Origin of the sequence: Actinokineospora cianjurensis (assembly GCF_003663795.1) — a bacterium.
In the GTDB taxonomy this organism is placed as follows: domain Bacteria; phylum Actinomycetota; class Actinomycetes; order Mycobacteriales; family Pseudonocardiaceae; genus Actinokineospora; species Actinokineospora terrae.
This window is the reverse complement of sequence record NZ_RCDD01000004.1, coordinates 156,254-174,333: the sequence shown is the minus strand read 5'-3', so window position 1 is coordinate 174,333 and position 18,080 is coordinate 156,254. Positions and strand designations below refer to the sequence as shown.

22 protein-coding genes are annotated in these 18,080 nt (G+C 71.1%); 7 read left to right on the top strand and 15 right to left on the bottom strand.

The window, feature by feature from the left end:
• Positions 1-12: 12 nt before the first annotated feature.
• Positions 13-597: a YdcF family protein gene (locus CLV68_RS23460; protein WP_425426263.1), complete on the bottom strand. Its 585-nt coding sequence runs from the start codon at positions 595-597 to the stop codon at positions 13-15.
• A gap of 258 nt (positions 598-855) precedes the next feature.
• Here CLV68_RS23460 and CLV68_RS23455 point away from each other — a divergent pair, with 258 nt between their 5' ends.
• Positions 856-1,668: a hypothetical protein gene (locus CLV68_RS23455; protein ID WP_147460138.1), complete on the top strand. Its 813-nt coding sequence runs from the start codon at positions 856-858 to the stop codon at positions 1,666-1,668.
• Positions 1,669-1,879: 211 nt separating this feature from the next.
• Here CLV68_RS23455 and CLV68_RS23450 read toward each other — a convergent pair whose 3' ends face one another.
• Together CLV68_RS23450 and CLV68_RS23445 are read right to left on the bottom strand one after the other, a co-directional pair.
• Positions 1,880-3,265, bottom strand: coding sequence for a glycine--tRNA ligase (locus CLV68_RS23450; protein ID WP_121393072.1), 1,386 nt, complete (start codon positions 3,263-3,265; stop codon positions 1,880-1,882).
• 98 nt (positions 3,266-3,363) lie between these two features.
• Positions 3,364-3,765, bottom strand: coding sequence for an antibiotic biosynthesis monooxygenase family protein (locus CLV68_RS23445; protein WP_246010068.1), 402 nt, complete (start codon positions 3,763-3,765; stop codon positions 3,364-3,366).
• 412 nt (positions 3,766-4,177) lie between these two features.
• Here CLV68_RS23445 and CLV68_RS23440 point away from each other — a divergent pair, with 412 nt between their 5' ends.
• The 3 genes from CLV68_RS23440 (at position 4,178) to CLV68_RS23430 (ending at position 5,293) form a co-directional block, all read left to right on the top strand.
• Positions 4,178-4,399, top strand: a complete 222-nt coding sequence (locus tag CLV68_RS23440) for a hypothetical protein (protein ID WP_246010067.1) — start codon at positions 4,178-4,180, stop codon at positions 4,397-4,399.
• 91 nt (positions 4,400-4,490) lie between these two features.
• Complete coding sequence (locus CLV68_RS23435) at positions 4,491-4,883, top strand: ArsR/SmtB family transcription factor (protein WP_121393070.1); 393 nt, start codon at positions 4,491-4,493, stop codon at positions 4,881-4,883.
• The gene (locus tag CLV68_RS23430) at positions 4,880-5,293 is read left to right on the top strand and encodes a Fur family transcriptional regulator (RefSeq protein ID WP_121393069.1); all 414 of its coding nucleotides are present in this window, start codon (positions 4,880-4,882) and stop codon (positions 5,291-5,293) included. The genes CLV68_RS23435 and CLV68_RS23430 overlap by 4 nt, the downstream gene beginning before the upstream one ends.
• Here CLV68_RS23430 and CLV68_RS23425 read toward each other — a convergent pair.
• The 4 genes from CLV68_RS23425 to CLV68_RS23410 all read right to left on the bottom strand — a co-directional run bounded on the left by CLV68_RS23425 (position 5,290) and on the right by CLV68_RS23410 (position 8,626).
• Positions 5,290-6,147 (bottom strand): TIGR03943 family putative permease subunit, encoded by an 858-nt coding sequence (locus tag CLV68_RS23425; RefSeq protein ID WP_121393068.1) that lies wholly within the window; start codon positions 6,145-6,147, stop codon positions 5,290-5,292. The genes CLV68_RS23430 and CLV68_RS23425 overlap by 4 nt on opposite strands.
• Complete coding sequence (locus CLV68_RS23420; RefSeq protein ID WP_121393067.1) at positions 6,147-7,169, bottom strand: permease; 1,023 nt, start codon at positions 7,167-7,169, stop codon at positions 6,147-6,149. Before CLV68_RS23420 ends, CLV68_RS23425 begins: the two co-directional genes overlap by 1 nt.
• 174 nt (positions 7,170-7,343) lie before the next feature.
• Positions 7,344-7,781 carry a hypothetical protein gene (locus CLV68_RS23415; protein ID WP_092777007.1) on the bottom strand — a complete coding sequence of 146 codons (438 nt, stop codon included), beginning with the start codon at positions 7,779-7,781 and terminating at the stop codon, positions 7,344-7,346.
• Positions 7,778-8,626 (bottom strand): isoprenyl transferase, encoded by an 849-nt coding sequence (locus CLV68_RS23410; protein WP_121393376.1) that lies wholly within the window; start codon positions 8,624-8,626, stop codon positions 7,778-7,780. The genes CLV68_RS23415 and CLV68_RS23410 overlap by 4 nt, the downstream gene beginning before the upstream one ends.
• Positions 8,627-8,793: 167 nt before the next feature.
• Here CLV68_RS23410 and CLV68_RS23405 point away from each other — a divergent pair, with 167 nt between their 5' ends.
• The gene (locus CLV68_RS23405; protein ID WP_121393066.1) at positions 8,794-10,035 is read left to right on the top strand and encodes an Ig-like domain-containing protein; all 1,242 of its coding nucleotides are present in this window, start codon (positions 8,794-8,796) and stop codon (positions 10,033-10,035) included.
• Between the two features lie 77 nt (positions 10,036-10,112).
• On the top strand, positions 10,113-11,645 hold the full coding sequence (locus CLV68_RS23400; protein WP_121393065.1) for an Ig-like domain repeat protein: 1,533 nt from the start codon (positions 10,113-10,115) through the stop codon (positions 11,643-11,645).
• Here the strand turns inward: CLV68_RS23400 and recO are convergent.
• The 8 genes from recO to CLV68_RS23360 are packed head-to-tail and all read right to left on the bottom strand — an operon-like array spanning position 11,642 to position 17,264.
• Positions 11,642-12,385, bottom strand: a complete 744-nt coding sequence (recO, locus tag CLV68_RS23395) for a DNA repair protein RecO (RefSeq protein ID WP_121393064.1) — start codon at positions 12,383-12,385, stop codon at positions 11,642-11,644. The genes CLV68_RS23400 and recO overlap by 4 nt on opposite strands.
• A gap of 10 nt (positions 12,386-12,395) precedes the next feature.
• Entirely contained in the window at positions 12,396-12,698 is a 303-nt protein-coding gene (locus tag CLV68_RS23390) for a DUF2752 domain-containing protein (RefSeq protein ID WP_121393063.1), read from the bottom strand.
• 1 nt (position 12,699) lies between these two features.
• Positions 12,700-13,608: a GTPase Era gene (gene era / locus CLV68_RS23385; protein ID WP_121393375.1), complete on the bottom strand. Its 909-nt coding sequence runs from the start codon at positions 13,606-13,608 to the stop codon at positions 12,700-12,702.
• Between the two features lie 4 nt (positions 13,609-13,612).
• Positions 13,613-13,954 carry a (2Fe-2S) ferredoxin domain-containing protein gene (locus CLV68_RS23380; RefSeq protein ID WP_121393062.1) on the bottom strand — a complete coding sequence of 114 codons (342 nt, stop codon included), beginning with the start codon at positions 13,952-13,954 and terminating at the stop codon, positions 13,613-13,615.
• Positions 13,951-14,286, bottom strand: a complete 336-nt coding sequence (locus CLV68_RS23375) for a cytidine deaminase (RefSeq protein WP_121393061.1) — start codon at positions 14,284-14,286, stop codon at positions 13,951-13,953. The genes CLV68_RS23380 and CLV68_RS23375 overlap by 4 nt, the downstream gene beginning before the upstream one ends.
• Complete coding sequence (locus tag CLV68_RS23370) at positions 14,279-15,619, bottom strand: hemolysin family protein (RefSeq protein ID WP_246010066.1); 1,341 nt, start codon at positions 15,617-15,619, stop codon at positions 14,279-14,281. The genes CLV68_RS23375 and CLV68_RS23370 overlap by 8 nt, the downstream gene beginning before the upstream one ends.
• Positions 15,620-15,625: 6 nt before the next feature.
• Complete coding sequence (gene ybeY / locus CLV68_RS23365; protein WP_092777365.1) at positions 15,626-16,165, bottom strand: rRNA maturation RNase YbeY; 540 nt, start codon at positions 16,163-16,165, stop codon at positions 15,626-15,628.
• Between the two features lie 22 nt (positions 16,166-16,187).
• The gene (locus CLV68_RS23360; RefSeq protein ID WP_211346742.1) at positions 16,188-17,264 is read right to left on the bottom strand and encodes a PhoH family protein; all 1,077 of its coding nucleotides are present in this window, start codon (positions 17,262-17,264) and stop codon (positions 16,188-16,190) included.
• Positions 17,265-17,382: 118 nt separating this feature from the next.
• Here CLV68_RS23360 and CLV68_RS23355 point away from each other — a divergent pair, with 118 nt between their 5' ends.
• On the top strand, positions 17,383-17,724 hold the full coding sequence (locus tag CLV68_RS23355; protein WP_121393060.1) for a histidine triad nucleotide-binding protein: 342 nt from the start codon (positions 17,383-17,385) through the stop codon (positions 17,722-17,724).
• The last annotated feature ends 356 nt before the right edge of the window (positions 17,725-18,080 follow it).

Sequence of the window (18,080 nt, the reverse complement as noted above, 5' to 3'; positions counted from 1 at the left end):
GACTACGTCCCGTCAGCCCACTTCCTGGTCGATGGCGATACCGTCGGCGGACGCGTTGGTAGCGCGGTAGTAGAGCAACGCCGCGGTCTCCCGGAGGATGTACTTGGCCTGGGTTTCCCGGGTCTGCACGATCGGGCCGGAGTGCGTCGGTGACGTCCACGCGTCCAGGCCAGCGTCCTTGGCCATGGTGCGCGACCGCAACGAGTGCCAGGGGTCGCTGACGATCACGGCACTCTCCCAGCCGCGCTCCTTGACCTCGATGGCGACGGCCTTGAGCGTGCCGAGGGTGTCGTTGCCCTCCCCCACGGTGATCACCCGGTCCGCGGGCACACCCCGGTCGACCAGCCAGCGGCGACCCGCCTCGGCCTCGGTGAACCGGTCACCGGCGCGACGGCCACCGCCGGTGACGATGTGCCCGGCGACGCCCTGCTCGTAGAGCGCCTTGGCCTGGCGCAAGCGGGCCTCGAGGACCTTGGACGGCTTGCCCGCGTACTGGGCGGCGCCGAGCACGACCACGACGTCGGCCTTGTCGCGGTCGTCGATCCTGGCGACCTGCCAGACGCGGAAGGCGGTACCGCCGACCACGAGGAACCCCATGAGCACGAAGCCGACGAGCAGCCTGCGCAGGAAACGGCGGACTGGATGGGGGTGGGGAGGCACGCGCAGCATCCTTCCAGAACGGGTGTACGGCGCCCCGGCACGGGCTCGGCTGCCACCTGGTCAGACGTCCACGCAGGTCACCGGGTTGCTTCCGGGTCCTTTCCCGGGCGGCGGGTTTGTCCACATCCTCCGACCTGTCCACAGATCCAGATTTCCGACTTCCACCGCCTTGTCATCCACGGTTACCTCGAAACCATGCGAATGAACCGCCACACCCCAGAGGTCATCCAGCTCGCCGAGTCCGGCCCCAGCCGCCTGCGGCGCCTCCGCGCCGCGATGCGGATCGCGCACCCCGACGCCGTGGTCACCGGTCGGGAAGCGCTGTGGCTCAACGGAATCCCAGTGCCCCAACTGGGCGTGGTGCACCTGCTGGTGCCGCTGAAACGACCGGGGCGGGCCGACGGGTCGGTCACCGTGGAACGCACGACGCGCATGCCGGATCCCCTGTGGCGCCGGGGGTTTCCGACCGCGCCGAGCCCGCGGGCGGCGGTCGACGCGTGCAGGCGGGCGGCGACGGTGGACCACGTCCGGGAGTTGGTCACCGCGGCTGTGCGCACGGGCTGTGTCGACGTGGGCGATCTGCACGTGGAACTGGGGCTCGCGCCCGAACGGGGGACGACGCTGCTGCGCCGGGTGCTCGGCGAGGTCGACCGGGACCTGCGGGGGCGGTCCGCTCGGGCGGCGCAGGACCTCGTCGACCGGGCTGGGCTGCCGCCGCCGATCTGGACAGCGCGGCTGAGCACGAGCAGGGACGTGCACCTGGCGGTGGTGGACGCCTGGTGGGACGAGGTCGCCTTCGCCTGGGACTGCGACCTGCACCGGCCCTGGGCGCCACGCGTCGGACTGCCCGCGCTGGCCAGGGCGGCCCGGCTCACCGCCGCGGGGATCGTCCCCCTGCACACCGACCCGTTCCGCGTCCGCGCCGACCCCGACTCCGTCGCCGACGAGCTGCGCGGCGCCTACCAACTGGCCGCCGCCCGCCCCCGACCGGAGGTGATCATGTCCTGACCCCGCGTCCGGCACCCCACGGACTTCCTTGAGCCCTCGCAGGCGCGACAGCCCGCCCACCGCCTGTGCGAGCGAGCACCACCGGGGTACACAGCACTGGGTTACGTAGCACTGGGGTTCACAGCACCCGCCGGGGTGCATAGCGAACACCGGATACCCAGCGAACACGTGCCGAGAGGAGTGAATCAGACAGCAGAAGGAGGAAGGGGTATCAGCAGCCGATGAGGTGAGAGGCGAGGTAGGACTCGAGGTTGTCGATGGAGACGCGGTTCTGCGACATGGTGTCGCGTTCGCGGATGGTGACGGCCTGGTCGTTGAGGGAGTCGAAGTCGACGGTGACGCAGAAGGGAGTGCCGATCTCGTCCTGCCTGCGGTAGCGGCGGCCGATGGCGCCCGCGTCGTCGAAGTCGACGTTCCAGTGCTTGCGCAGGGCGGTGGCGACGTCGCGGGCCTTCGGCGAGAGGTCGGCGTTGCGGGAGAGCGGGAGGACGGCGACCTTGACCGGGGCGAGCCTGCGGTCGAGGCGGAGTACCACGCGCTTGTCGACGCCGCCCTTGGCGTTGGGCGCCTCGTCCTCGACGTAGGCGTCCAGGAGGAACGCCATCATCGGGCGGCCGACACCGGCGGCGGGTTCGATGACGAACGGGCGGTAGCGGGAGTTGGTGGCCTGGTCGAAGTAGGACAGGTCCACACCGGAGTGGTTGGAGTGCGTCGTCAGGTCGAAGTCGGCCCGGTTGGCGATGCCCTCGAGCTCACCCCACTCCTGGCCGCCGAAGCCGAACCGGTACTCGATGTCGACGGTCCGCTTCGAGTAGTGCGACAGCTTCTCGGCCGGGTGCTCGTAGACCCGCAGGTTGTCCTTGGCGATGCCCAGGTCGGTGTACCAGCGGGTCCGCTCGTCGATCCAGTACTGGTGCCACTCGTCGTCGGTGCCCGGCTCGACGAAGAACTCCAGCTCCATCTGCTCGAACTCGCGGGTGCGGAAGATGAAGTTGCCCGGGGTGATCTCGTTGCGGAACGACTTGCCGATCTGGCCGATGCCGAACGGCGGCTTGCGGCGGGAGGTCGTCTGCACGTTGAGGAAGTTCACGAAGATGCCCTGCGCGGTCTCGGGGCGCAGGTAGTGCATGCCCTCGTCGGTCTCCACCGGGCCGAGGTGGGTCTTGAGCATCATGTTGAACTCGCGCGGCTCGGTGTACTGGCCGCGGTTGCCGCAGTTCGGGCAGGGCACGTCGGACAGGTCGTTCTCGGCGACCTCCTTGCCCGAGCGCGCGGCGTACTCCTCGACGAGTTGGTCGGAACGGAAGCGCTTGTGGCAGGAGGTGCACTCGACGAGCGGGTCGTGGAAGGCGTTGACGTGGCCGGACGCCGTCCAGACCTCTCGGGGCAGGATCACCGACGAGTCGAGGCCGACGACGTCGTCGCGGCCCTGGACGACGCTGCGCCACCACGCGCGCTTGATGTTGTCCTTGAGTTCGACGCCGAGGGGTCCGTAGTCCCAGGCTGAGCGCGTGCCACCGTAGATCTCCCCGGACGGGTAGACGAAACCACGGCGCTTGCACAGGCTGACGACGGTCTCGATCCGGTCGGCTGCCACGACCCCTCCTGTCGGGAACTCAAAGGCTGTCGGGAACTCAAGGGCGAGGCGACCAGCGTAGTCCGCACCCCGGCCTGGCCCGTCCGGGGGACGGGTGATCAGCGGGCGGTGGCCGGGCCGGACGCCTCCCCGAGGCGCACGGTGTCCGCGTCGGCGGCCAGCAGGCTGACGTGGTGGCGGACCTCGCCTGGCTGGCCTTCCAGCACGACCTCGTAGGCGGCGGGCTCGGTGGTGTCGGCCTCGGCCAACAGCGGGATGACGTGCGTCCGCACGTCGAACGGCGACAACGCCCTGCGGTAGGCCGACACCGAGGCGAACTCGACGGTGAGCACCCACTGGTCGGCAGCCTCGGTCGACCGCGCGAGCAAAGCCCGCTGGCACCCCGGCTGCGCCAACAGCAACTCCAGGGCCACCCGCACCCGCTCCACGAACGGCTCCACGTCGTCGGCGGTGAACCTGGCGATCAGCAGCACGGGCACGAACCTTCCGAGAGGAGACACCGAGGACGAGCATCAGAGCACAGACCACGAGCCCGCGTGGTCAGCACCCCGCGATCAACACCAACTGGTCAGCACCATCTGCTCAGCACCAACTGGTCAGCACCAACTGGTCAGGAAACACCTGGCGGTGCGGCGGAACGACCCGGGCCACCCGGCGGCACAGGGGTGAACCGCTGTCAGCACGTGGTGCGGCCAGGTCACCCGCCGCTGAGAACGTCCGATACGCATGGCCACGATCTGGCGCGCACGGCTCGGGGTGGGAGCGCGCGCGGGGTCGAGGGCGGTGCGAGGATGCGGGGCTTGGTGGCGCGAGTGGTGGGCAGGGCCTAGTGGTGGGAGGGCCTAGTGGTGGGAGGGCATTGTGCGGGGTAGGCGGTCGATGAGGGCTCCTTTGTTGGGTGGGGAGGGGCCGTTGGCGAAGGTTCCGCCGGTGGTGGTGTTCGGGGTTGTTGTGGGGGTGTTCGTGGCGGGAGTGGTGGTGCGCGGGGTCGTGGGGGCGTTGCTGCTCGGGGTGCTCGCGGTGGGGGTGGGGGTGTTGTTGGCGGCTACCTGGCGGGTGTTGGCGCCCGCGCAGCGGTTCGGGCGGGTGCTGGTGCTCGGGTTGGTGGTGGGGATCGCGGTCTCGGTGCTGTGAGGTCGCCGCTATCAGGGCTGGGAGCGCCTAAGATGAACACGGTAACCATCACCCCGTCGGGCCGCCTGCCTCCGGGACGAGGAGAGGACCGATGTCGACCGTGACTTCGGAAACCGCGTCGCACGAGCTCCAGGTCGCCGCCGAGCAGCACGACCACTCACCCGGGCGTCCGGCGCCGGACCCCGTGCACCGCAGGCCCGCGGTGACCCTCGGGGCCGCCGGGGACCTGCTGCGCGCGCTGGCGGCGCCGGTGCGGATCGCCATCGTGCTGGAGTTGCGGGCCGCGGACCGGTGTGTGCACGAGCTGGTGGACTCGCTCGGGGTGGCGCAGCCGCTGATCAGCCAGCACCTGCGGGTGCTCAAGTCCGCCGGGGTGGTCTACGGCGAGCGGCACGGCCGGGAGGTGGTCTACCGCCTCGTGGACGAGCACCTGTCGCATATCGTCGTCGACGCAGTTGCCCACGTGGAGGAAGGCGACCGGTGACGACGGATCGAACATCGGCGACGGTGCCCGGCAGGCGGTCGACCCGCCAGCGGACCGCCGTCGCCCAGCTGCTCGACCAGCTCGACGAGTTCCGCTCCGCGCAGGAGCTGCACGAGGAGCTGCGCAAACGCGGCGAGGGCATCGGGTTGACCACCGTCTACCGGACGCTGCAGTCGCTGGCCGACGCCGGTGAGATCGACGTGCTGCGCACCGACAGCGGTGAGGCCATCTACCGGCGCTGCTCGAGCCACCACCACCATCACCTCGTGTGCCGCACCTGCGGGCACACCGTCGAGGTCGAGGGGCCCGCGGTGGAGCGGTGGGCCGAGAAGGTGGCGGCCGAGAACGGGTTCACGCAGGTCAGCCACACCGTGGAGATCTTCGGGACCTGCGCGGCCTGCTCGGGCTAGCCCTCGTACGGGTTCTCCGGCTGCGGGATCTCGGTGATCGAGGACACGGTCAACGTGGGGACGTAGTCGTTCTCCTTGGTCGCTGTACCTGGCTGGACGCGGCCGACCACTTGCAGCCACGTGTCGTTGGTCAGGCCCGTGACGTCGTCGCCGGTGAGCTTCACCTTGACCGGGAACGCGTCGGCGGCGCAGCAGGCGATGGACAGGCGGGCGAGGTAGACGTCGGCGTCCTGGGCGACGATGAAACCGGCCAACTGGACGTCGCGGTTGTCCAGCGAGTTGCCCGAGTCCCAGGCGGCGCGGGCGGCGAACTCGCTCATCGGCACCGGCACCGGGCTGCCCGCGGGCAGCGGCGAGAAGGCGACCATCCCGTCGGACCCGGCGGCGCGGCCTGCCGCGGCCCGGTTGTCGCCGCGCATGACCGAGTCGGCGCCGAGCGCGGGCGGGGCGATCAGGAAGATCGCCAGCACCGGCAGGAGCAGCAGCCACGCACTGCGGGCCGGGTGGTTGTGCGTCCCGTCCTCGCCCCCGTGGCCGTCGGCGTCGTGGTCATGGCCTGCCGCGGCCTCGTGGCCGTGGTCCGACGACTCCGCGTGGGCCTCATCGGAGCCCACCACAGCGTGGACCCGGTCGTCGGATCCGGCTGCGGCAGGACTCGCGGCGGCGACCCGGCGGGGAGCGAGCAGGTCTCGGCCGATGGAGATCACCGCGAGCGCGACCATCACCGCGCCGCCGCCGATGAGCCAGAACTGGTGCGCGGGCTTGACGTACTGCAGGTAGGCGCCGGTGAAGCTGATCTTGAGCAGCGCGCCGCCGACCAGGATGAGCAGGATGTTCTGCGTCTCGCGCCGCATCACGCACCCCCGAGGAAGATCAGACCGGACAGCACCGCGCAGGCCATCGCCACCACCAGGGTGGCCGGGCCGAACCGGATCGCGAACGCCCGGCCGAAGGTGCCCGCCTGCAGGGCGAACAGCTTCACGTCGATGGCCGGGCCGACCACCAGGAACACCAGCTTGGGCAGCAGCGGCATGCCCGAGATGGAGGCCGCGACGAACGCGTCCGCCTCGCTGCACAGGGCCAGGACCACCGCGAGCGCGGCCATCACCAGCACCCCGACCACGACCTGCTCGCCCAGGGTGTCGACCCAGGAGCGCGGGATGACCACGTTGAGCACCGCGGCGGTGAGGCCGCCCAGCACCAGGAACCCGCCCGCGTCGACCAGGTCGGCCCGGGAGGTCTCGAAGAACAGCCGCCAGCGGGAGCGCCCGTCCGGCTCCGGCAGCCTGCGCAGCGCCCGCTCGATGATCCACTCGGCCTTGCCGAACCTGGCCCACAGCCAGCCCATGACCACCGCGGTGGCCAGCGACCCGACCAGCCGGGCGGCGACCATGCCGGGGTTGTTCGGGAAGGCGACGTTGGTGGCGACCAGCACGACCGGGTTCACCGCGGGCGCGGCCAGCAGGAACGCCAGCGCGACCGAGGTGGGCACGCCCTGCTGCATCAGCCGCCTGGCCACCGGGACCGCCGCGCACTCGCAGGTCGGCAGCGCCACCCCGGCCACCCCGGCGACCGGGACGGCGATGGACTCGCGCTTGGGCAGCAGCCGGTTGAGCACCGAGGCGGGCACGAAGGCCGCGATCGCGCCGCTGATCAGCACGCCGAGGACCAGGAACGGCAGCGCCTGGACGCACACCGCGACGAAGATCGTGGCCCCGGTCTGGATGGCGGGGACGTCGAGCCAGTCGACCAGCCGCCCCTGGGCCAGCAGGGCGACGACCAGCACGACGCAGAGCACCTCCAGGGAGGTGACCCGCCGCTTGGGTTCTGGCGCGGTGCCGCCCGGCTCCGGCTCGACCGCGGTCCGCGTGCTCATCGGGCTCCTCCCGCGGTGGCCGGTGGGAGGTCCATCAACCCACACAAACCGGCGCCGGTGGAGCGCGTGGCGCGGGAATCAACCCACTGGGCGACAACGGCCAGTGGTGACCGTGCGCGCACGGGGCTCGGCTGCGGCGGGTGGCTCACCCGGCAGATGATGCCAGGAAGACGATCAGTTGCCAGCAGCCGGGGTTGAACTGTGTTCAGCGGCTTTTCCCAGCAGTTCTCCGCGCAACTGGGAAGCGGTGGAGACCACCAGCATGAGCAGGGTGCCGAGCGCGGGCAGGGCGAGGCCCTCGGCCGGGGCGGCGTAACGCAGCGTCACGTCCATCCCGCGCTCGGTGTGCACGACGCCCAGGGTGCCGAACAGGCCCTGGCCCGCGCGCTCGGCGGCGGACACCGCGAGGTCGCGGTCGTCGGGCAGGTCCCAGGCGACCACGCAGGTCAGGCTGAGCACGGTCAGCCCCTCGGCCAGCTCCATCGCCTGGACCGCGCACGGGACGTCGCCGTGCCGGAAGGTCAGCGCGCCGTCGGGGTCCACCTCGACGTCGTGGTAGCTCTCCAGCGCCCGGCGGGCGCGGTCGACCAGCTCGGCGACCTCGGTGCTCATGCGGTTCCCTTCTCGTCGGCGAGCCTGGCGGCGACCTCGGCGGAGTCGGCGGCCGCGCCGAAGCGGCGGTCCCGGCGCGCGTAGGTCTCGACCGCCTCCCACAGGTGGATCCGGTCGAAGTCGGGCCACAGGTGGTCCTGGAAGACCAGCTCGGCGTAGGCGGACTGCCAGAGCATGAAGTTCGAGGTGCGCTGCTCGCCGGAGGGCCGGATGAACAGGTCAACGTCGGGCATCTGCGGCTGGTACAGGTACTTGGCGACGGTGCGCTCGTCGACCTTGTCCGGGTTGATCTTGCCTGCGGCGGCGAGCCTGGCGATCTCGCGGGCGGCGTCGCCGATCTCGGCGCGGCCGCCGTAGTTGATGCACATGGCGAGGTTGAGCACGGTGTTGCCCGCGGTGCGCTCCTCGGCGACCTCGAGCTCCTTGATGACGCTCTGCCACAGCCGCGGCCTGCGCCCGGCCCAGCGGACCCGCACGCCCATCTCGTCGAGCTCGTCGGTGCGGCCGCGGATGACCTCGCGGGTGAAGCCCATCAGGAAGCGGACCTCCTCGGGGCTGCGCCGCCAGTTCTCCGTGGAGAACGCGTAGAGCGAGAGCCACCGCACGCCGAGGTCGATGCAGCCGCGGGCCACCTCGACCACCTGGGCCTCGCCGCGCTTGTGGCCCTCGACCCGGGTCAGCCCGCGCTGGTTGGCCCACCGCCCGTTGCCGTCCATCACGATCGCCACGTGCCTGGGCACGAACTCCAGCGGGATCGCGGGCGGGCGCGCGCCGGAGGGGTGCGGCTCGGGTGGGGCGACCGGTCGCCCCGCATCGGACCTGCTGGTCCGCCGCCGCCGCAACATCGCCACACACACCTCCACCGGGATCGGCCAAGCCGGTCGGAAATGCTACCGGCGCCCCCCGCCGAGCACGGGGCGCCCCAGTTCGTCCACCGCTCACCTCCGGGTGCGCTCCGGTACACCTCGCCCGCGACGTCCCCGGTGAGAGCGGCACGAAGGAGCGACGGGGCATGCGGGTTCGGCACATCTTGTCGGCGTTGGCGGTACTCGTGGCCGGGATGGCCGTCACGGGCACCGCGGCGGCCGCGCCCACGGGCCCGCCGGTGGTGGGGACCCTGCGGGACTTCCCGACGTCGGGCTCCGCCGACGCGGCGCCGTGGTACCGGACCTCGGGGCCGTGCCCGATCGGCACGATGAGCTCCGACATCGTCATCGACGGCCACGGGCTCACCAACGCGGTCGCCAAGCCGCTCAACGACGTGGAGGTGTCGACCTCGGCACCGTTCTTCATCGCGCAGAACGACACGTTCCGCTCCATCGCCACCGCGCACGGCACCACCCTGCAAGGCAGGTACACCGTGTCCGCGCGGTGCATCGACCCGTTCTCGGGCGAGGTGCTGGGCGTCTTCCGGGTCGATATCGTCTTCCTCAACCCGAACAGCTGGGTACGGTCTCCTACCGCGCCCACCATGGCTATGGCGATCGCGCCAGGTGACGATGTCGCGGAAGGCAGCCCGGTGACGCTGTCTGCGCAGGTTGGGCCTGCCGACATCAGTGGGACCATGCAGTTCTTCGACGGCACCACACCGATCAGCCCGCAGATGCCGTACCCGGGTGGGCCCTACACGGTCACCACCAGCGCGCTCGCTCCCGGCGTGCACACCCTGACCACCCGGTTCGCCCCGTACGACCTGCTCGACGGCCCCAGTGCGTCGACCTCGCTGGTCCTGCAGGTCACCTCGGGCGCGGTGGCGACGGCGAGGCAGAACATCAGCACCGAGGTGCTCGCGGGCGAACTGCTGGTCAGCGTGCCGAACCAGGACGTCGTCCTGCCCGCGCCGGTGATGTTGCCGGACGGGTCGATGCTGACGACGTCCGGACCGCTCAACCCGATCACGGTCATCGACACCCGCGCGGGCAACCCGGGGTGGACCCTCTCCGGGCAGGTCGGCGACTTCACCTCTGGCCAGAACCGGGTCAACGGCGCCAACCTCGGGTGGGTACCGGGGCTGGTGAGCTCGGCCGCGGCCCAGTCCGTCCGGGTCGGCACCGCCGTTCCCCCGGCGGAGGCCATCGAACCCGGCGCTGTCCCCCCGGCGGACCGGGGGCTCGCCGCCGCCCGCACCTTGGCGGATGCCCCGGCCGCGCACGGCAACGGGACCGCGACCGTGACGGCCCTGCTGGCGCTCAAGGTCCCCACATCCACCGTCGCGGGCACCTACACCGCGACCCTCACGCTCACCGCGATCTAGGGGCTCCACCCCCGAACCCTGCGCCTTCGGTCCTTGCTCGATCTCAACGATGAGAACGAAAGAAGGGGCTCAACGAAATGCGCGTTCGCACTATCCTTGCCGCCGCGGTGATCGCGATGGCAGCAGTGGGTGTGGTGGGCACCGCCACGGCACAAGCGGAACGGCCAAGCGGAACGCTCGGTGGCCTGTCCGTCAACCGGTCCAGCGGTACCGACACCACCACCCAGGTCTACCAAACGCAGTCCGGGTGCCCCAAGGGCACCGATGTCTGGGACCTGACCGTGTACGGGCCGGGTGGGTTCAGCGACGGCCTGCGCGCCACGGATCCGACGAGTGCCGGTCTCTCGACGATGGGCGGGTTCTTCGCCCCGCAAGACCGGTCGTTCCGGGAGATCGCGGCGGCGAACGGCACCACGATCACGGCAGGCGGCTACACCGTCGTGCTCACCTGCCGCGAGTCGTTCACCGCCACGGTGCTGGGCACGTTCACCGTGGACGTCGAGTTCGCCTCGCCCATCGAGTACACCGTCCAGGTGGCGGAGCAGACGTACACGTCCGTGTCCGCCTATCCGGCGGCCAGGAGCGCGCGGGGCACGTCGATCGCCCTGTCCGCGTTCGTGCACCCGGCGAACGCGACCGGGCTCATCACCTTCCGCAGCAACAACTCGGTGGTGGGCACCGCACGGGTGTCCGGCGGTCGCGCGGATCTGACCACGACCACGTTGCCGGTGGGGGTGTTGGCGCTGACCGCGACCTTCACCGGTGACCGGCCGCTGTTCTCCGGTTCCACGTCGTCACCGGTCGCGCACCAGGTCTACGCCGTTCCAGGAGTCGCGTTCTCGGTGTCGCCGGGCAATCGGATCGCACCGGGTCGTCCACTCACGTTGACCGCGACGCTGAGCCCCGTCGACATCACCGGAGGCGTGGAGTTCTTCGACGGCACCACCCGGATCGCCGATCCGCTCCCGGTGCACAACGGCCTCGTCACGGTGATGACGGACCGCCTGACGCCGGGTAGGCACGTGCTCACCGCGCGGTTCTACCCCAACGACACCATCTTCTCGATGCAGGTGTCGCCGCCGATCACCGTTGACGTCGTCTCGGTCATCGACGCAGCATCAGAAAACATCTCCACGACAGTGCTACCCGGTGCGTTGCTGATCAGTGTGGACAACCGGGAGGTAGTGCTGCCGTCGCCGGTGATGACCCCGGATGGTGGGCGGCTGGTGACGAGCGGGGTGCTCAACCCCGTCACCGTCACCGACACCCGTGCGGGCAACCCGGGGTGGAACGTCTCCGGGCAGGTGAGCGACTTCGCGTCGGGTCCGAACCGGATCAACGGGGCCAATCTCGGCTGGTTGCCCCGGTTGCTCGACAAGTCCCCGGTGCAGGCCGTGTTCCCCGGTTCCGCTGTGCCGACGGCGAATGCCATCGCACCTGGGGCCACGCCGGGGGCGGGACAAGGGCTCGTGTCGGCGCGGAGCATGGCGCTGGCGGCGCCGCTGGGCGGCAACGGGACGGCGCGGCTCACCGCTGACCTCTCCCTCGCCGTACCGACGTCCACAGTCGCGGGGACCTACTCGGCGACGTTGACGCTCACGGCGATCTAGGGGCTGAAGGGGCGGCGCTCGACCAGCGGCAGGGAGCGCAACTGGCGTTCCAGGTGCCACTGCAACAGCGCCGCCACCAGCCCGCTGACCTCCCGGCGGGTCGACTCGCCGGTGCCTTCCGCGCTGTCCCACCTGCCGTTGGCGAGGGAGTCCATCAGCCGCAGCACCTCGATCGACGGGCTGACCGATCCCGGTGGCTTGCACCGGGGACAGACCGACCCTCCCGCGTGGACGCTGAACGCGCGGTGCGGGCCCGGGTCGCCGCAACGAGCGCACTCGGTGATGGCGGGCGACCAACCCGCGAAGGCCATGGCGCGCAACAGGAACGCGTCGAGCACCAGGGACGCGTCACGCTCCCCGTCGGCCAGTGCGCGCAGTGCGCCCGCGACGAGCAGGTAGAGCCGGAGCACCGGCTCGCCCTCTTCGGCCGACATCCGGTCCGCGGTCTCTAGCACCGCGCAGGCGGCGGTATAGCGCTGGTAATCGCCGACGATGCCCGCGCCGAACGCGTCGAGGGTCTGCACCTGGGTGATCACGTCGAGCGTGCGGCCGGTGTAGAACTGCACGTCGACGTGGGCGAACGGCTCGACCCGGGCGCCGAGTCGGGAGGTGGTGCGGCGCACGCCCTTGGCCACGGCGCGGACCTTGCCGTGCTTCTGGGTGATCAGCGTGATGATCCGGTCCGCCTCGCCGAGCTTCTGCACGCGCAGCACTACACCGGTGTCGCGGTACAGGCTCACCGGCACATTCTCACACGTACAGCCCGGTGCCCGGCACGTTGCGCGCCGCCGACCACAGCACCAGCGCCGCCACCGCGGCCACCCGCGCCCACTGCCAGTCCAGCCAGGTCGTCACCGCGCGGCCGCGGACCCGCCGCAGCACCCACGCGACGGCCACCCACGCGTACAGCGCGACGAACACCAGGGCGACGGCGTTGTACCGGACCGCGTCGGCGAACCGGCCGTCGAACAGGGCCAGCACCATCCGGAAACCACCGCAGCCGGGGCAGCACAGGCCGGTCAGCGCCTTGATCGGGCAGACCGGCCAGTCCACGTCAGAACCCGAGGCGGCGCAGCTGCTTGGGGTCGCGCTGCCAGTCCTTGGCGACCTTGACGTGCAGGTCCAGGTACACCCGGGTGCCGAGAAGGACCTCGATCTGGCGGCGCGCGGTCGACCCGACGTGCTTGAGCCGCTCGCCGCGGTGGCCGAGCACGATGCCCTTCTGGCTGGAGCGCTCCACGTACAGCAGCGCGTGCACGTCGATCATGTCGTCGCGGCCCTCGCGCGGGACCATCTCCTCGATGGTGACGGCGATGGAGTGCGGCAGCTCGTCGCGCACGCCCTCCAGCGCGGCCTCCCGGATCAGCTCGGCGACCAGCGTGGTCTCCGGCTCGTCGGTCAGCTCGCCGCCCGGGTAGAGCTGCGGGCCCTCCGGCATCCTGGCCACCAGCAGGTCGGTCAGGGTGGCCACCTGGAACCCGTCCACCGCCGACACCGGGACCAGCTCGGCGAACTCCATGACCTCCTGCAGCGCCAGCAGCTGCTCGCCGACCTGGTCGGGGGACACCAGGTCGGTCTTGGTGATGATGCCGATGACCGGGGTGCGCTTGGCGACCTTGGTCAGCTCGGCGGCGATGAACCGGTCGCCCGGTCCCACCTTCTGGTCGGCGGGCACGCAGAAGCCGACCACGTCGACCTCCGACCAGGTCTCCCGGACGATGTCGTTGAGCCGCTGGCCGAGCAGGGTGCGCGGCCGGTGCAGGCCGGGGGTGTCGACGATCACGAGTTGGGCGTCGTCGCGGTGCACGATGCCGCGGATGGCGTGGCGGGTGGTCTGCGGCTTGCTCGAGGTGATCGCGACCTTGCTGCCGACCAGGGCGTTGGTCAGCGTCGACTTCCCCGCGTTGGGCCTGCCGACGAAGCAGGCGAATCCGGAACGATGGCCCTGCGCGGTGCTTGTCACCAAGTCATTGTGCCCTTGCGCTCCCCGGCGGGCTGACGCGGTTCAGCTCCAGGGTGGCTGGCAGGTCGGCGACACCGGGTCCACCGGCGTCCAGCCACGCCTCGATGTCGTCGAGGACGCCGTCGTCGAGGACGAACCCGAGCCAGGTCGGTTTGCTGCCCTTGGCCTGCACGACCACCACGTTGGAGGTCTCGCAGGTGTCCAGGCACTCGGACACCCGGACGGTGCCGCCGTGGCGGGCCGCGATGGCGCGCAGGCGGCTGACCTGGGCGCCGTGGTTGACGGTGGGGTGCTTCTTGACCGTCCCGCAGCAGCAGTCCCGGCAGACGGTGACCAGGACGCTCATCGCAGCACGTCGACGACGGTGCCCGTGGCGTCGGCGCGCAGCACCGGCACACCGGCGGTGAGGTCGCGGGCGGCGGCGAGCGAGTCGGCGTCGACCTGGTCGGAGTCGGTGACCACGGCGGCGGCCTCCAGGCCCTCGGCGCCGCTGGAGACGGCGGCGGCCACGGCGGCCTGCAGCGCGGTGAGCCGCAGCGAGGGCAGGGCGACGGTGGCGGCGGCGTAGGTGCGGCCGTCGGTGTCGCGGACCGCGGCGCCCTCGGCGGCACCGGTGCGCGCCCGGCTGGACCGCGCGAGGGTGACGATCTTGGCGTCCTCCTGGTCGAGCTCAGCCACGCTCACCGCTCCTCTCCCACTCCTGTTCGTCGACCGGGGTGGTGTCGACGTCCGCGGGCTCCGGCCGGTCGACCGGGCGCACGACCACGGAGGTGATCCGCACCCGGCCCCGGTTGTCCTTGCCGCCCTCGGCTCGGAACCGTAGCCCGGTGATCTCCGCCTCGGCGCCGGGAAGTGGCACACGTCCCAGCCGCTGGGCGAGCAGGCCGCCGACGGTCTCCACGTCCTGGCCCTCCAGCCGCAGCCCGAACAGCGCGCCGAGGTCCTCCACCGGCAGCCGGGAGCTGACCCGGACCGCGCCGTCGTCGAGGTGCTCGACCGGCGGCCGGTCGTCGGTGTCGGACTCGTCGGTGATCTCGCCGACGATCTCCTCCAGGATGTCCTCGATGGTCAGCAGGCCCGCGGTGCCGCCGTACTCGTCGACGGCGATGGCGATGTGGTTCTTGGACACCTGCATCTCGCGCAGCAGGTCGTCGAGCCGCTTGGTGTCGGGCACGAACACCGCGGCGCCCATCACCTCGACCAGCGGGACCGGCCGGTCGCCCGCCTCGAGCCCGGCGCGCACCAGGTCCTTGAGGTTGACCACGCCGACCACGTCGTCGACGCTCTCGCCGATCACCGGGATGCGGGTGTAGCCGGTGCGCAGCGACAGCGCGAGGGCCTGGCGGCCGGACTTGGCCTGCTCGATCCACACCATCTCGGTGCGCGGGACCATTACCTCGCGGGCGATCGTGCCGCGCAGCTCGAACACCGAGTGGATCATCTCGCGCTCGTCGGCGTCGACGACCCCGCGCTCCTCGGCCATGTCGACCAGCTCGCGCAGCTCCACCTCGGACGAGAACGGCCCTTCCCGGAAGCCCTTACCGGGGGTGATGGCGTTACCGACGAGGATCAGGAAACGAGAGAGAGGGCCCAGGATCGAGCCGAGGACCCGCACCGGAGCAGCGGCGAGGAGACCGACGCCGTAGGGGTGCTGGCGGCCGATGGTGCGCGGCCCGACCCCGACGAGCACGTACGACACGACGATCATGCCGAGCGCGGCGACCAGGCCGGACACCCAGGCCGGGCTGATCGAGCGGGCGCAGACGAAGGTGACCAGCACCGTCGCGGCGAGCTCGCAGCCCAGCCGCAGCAGGAGCAGCAGGTTGATGTGCCTCGGCCGCTCGGCGACCACGGCGAGCAGCTGCTTGGCGCCCGCCCGCCCGGAGCGCAGCAGGCCCTCCACCCTGGCCTTGGACACCGCGGACAGCGAGGCGTCGGCGGCGGCGAAGCACCCGGCGGCGAGGATGAGCAGGACGGCGATGACCAGCAGACCGGCCGAATCGGCGGACACCTCGGGTCAGTCCTCCGGTTCGGTGAGGCCGACCGCGCCGAGCAGCTTGTCGTCCTCGACGCGCTGCGCCGCGCGCCGCTTGGCGTCGGCCGCCGCGGTGCGGAAGTCGGCCAGGATGCGCTTCTGCAGGGTGAACATCTCGCGTTCCTCGGCGGGCTCGGCGTGGTCGTAGCCGAGCAGGTGCAGCACGCCGTGCACGGTCAGCAGGTGCAGCTCGTCGATGAGGCTGTGGCCCGCGGTGCGCGCCTGGTCCTTGGCGAAGGCCGGGCACAGCACGATATCGCCGAGCAGCGCGGGGCCGGACTCGGAGGCGTCGGGGCGGCGCGCCGAGTCCAGCTCGTCCATCGGGAAGGCCATCACGTCGGTGGGGCCGGGCAGGTCCATCCAGCGCTCGTGCAGGTCGGCCATGACGTCGAGCTCGACGAGCAGGACGGACAGCTCGGCGAGCTTGCTGACGTTCATCCGGTCTAGCGCGAAGCGGGCCGCGGAGACGATGGACGCCTCGTCGACCGCCACCCCGGACTCGTTGGCGATCTCGATACTCACCGCGCCATTGTCCCCGCAGGCCCTACCGGCCGCCGCGCCTGCCCCCGGCACGGACCGGGCCGCGCTGGGTGGCGACGTCGTTCTCGGCCGCGTCCTGCACGACCTGCCAGCGCTCGTAGGCGTCGACGATGTCGCCGACGAGCCGGTGGCGGACCACGTCGGCGCTGCTGAGCTGCGAGAAGTGCACGTCGTCGACGCCGTCGAGGATGTCCCTGACCACCTTGAGCCCGGAGCGCTGCCCGCCGGGCAGGTCAATCTGGGTGGTGTCGCCGGTGACCACGATCTTGGAGCCGAAGCCGAGCCGGGTGAGGAACATCTTCATCTGCTCCGGCGTGGTGTTCTGCGCCTCGTCGAGGATGATGAACGCGTCGTTGAGGGTGCGGCCGCGCATGTAGGCCAGCGGGGCGACCTCGATGGTGCCCGCCTGCATCAGCCGCGGGATGGACTCGGGGTCGATCATGTCGTGCAGCGCGTCGTAGAGCGGGCGCAGGTACGGGTCGATCTTGTCGAACAGGGTGCCGGGCAGGAAGCCGAGCCGCTCGCCCGCCTCGACCGCAGGCCGGGTCAGGATGATCCGGCTGACGTGCTTGGCCTGCAACGACTGGACGGCCTTGGCCATCGCCAGGTACGTCTTGCCGGTACCGGCGGGGCCGATGCCGAAGACGATGGTGTTGGCGTCGATGGCGTCGACGTAGTGCTTCTGGTTGAGCGTCTTGGGCCGGATCGTGCGGCCGCGCCTGGAGAGGATGTCGAGGCTGAGCACCTCGGCGGGCGATTCGGCGGAGTTGGCCGAGAGCATCGCCACGGTGCGCCGGACGGTGTCCGGGCCGACCTGCTGGCCGCGGGCGGCCAGGGTGGTGAGTTCGGTGAACACGCGCTCGGCGAAGGCCACGTCGGCGGGGTCGCCGGACAGGGTCACCTCGTTGCCGCGCACGTGGACGTCGGCGTCGAGCAGGTCCTCGGCGAGGCGCAGGTTCTCGTCGCGGGAGCCCAGCAGGGCCAGCACGGCGCCCTCCGGGATCGCGAACCTCGACTGCGCGTCGCGGATCGGCTCAGCAGAAGAAGGACGGGGGTCTCCCCCAGGTGCGGTACCCGTCACGTGCTCTCTGGCCCACCTTCTGCGCTCGCGCGCCTCACCATCCGACCTCCCCGATGCTAGCCCTCCCCCCACCCCCACCGCACCGAAGAAACCATCACGGCCTGGCTAGGGTTCGCCCATGAGCGGCTGCCTCTTCTGCAAGATCATCGCCAGCGAGATCCCGTCCACGAAGGTGTACGAGGACCCGCACGTCTACGCCTTCCGCGACATCAGCCCCCAGTCGCGGGTGCACGTGCTGGTGGTCCCCCGTGCCCACCACGAGGACGCCGAAGAACTGACGGCCGACCCCGGACTACTGGCGGCGGTGCTCGCAGCAGGCGTTGAAGTGGCCAAGGTCGAGGGAATCCACGACTCCGGCTACCGCTTCGTCTTCAACACCGGCGACGACGCCTGCCGAACCGTCTTCCACGCCCACCTCCACGTCCTGGGCGGCGAACAACTCTCCACCTTCGGCCGCTAACCAACAGCAAACAGCAACAACCAAGCAACCAAGGAAAGCCCCAACCCCCAACGACTTCCACCCCAGAACCACTTCCACCCAAGAACCGCCCCGCTACGCGCTCGCCCCTCGCACCACGCCGGAACCGCCACCCACCACACCGCCACCACCGCACCGTCGGGGCTCCGGGGGCTCGGCCCCCGGGAGATATCGGCGGCGCAAGGGGGAAGAAGCCCAAAGGGCTTCGAACATGCTGGAGGAAGCCGCGCGGGCGGTGAGACCTGGGGGTCGCCCCACCGGGCCCGCGCGGCGCCGCCGGACCGAGGGGGGAGGTGTCCGGCGGTAGTCGGGTGAACGCGCTTCGGAATATCTGAAAC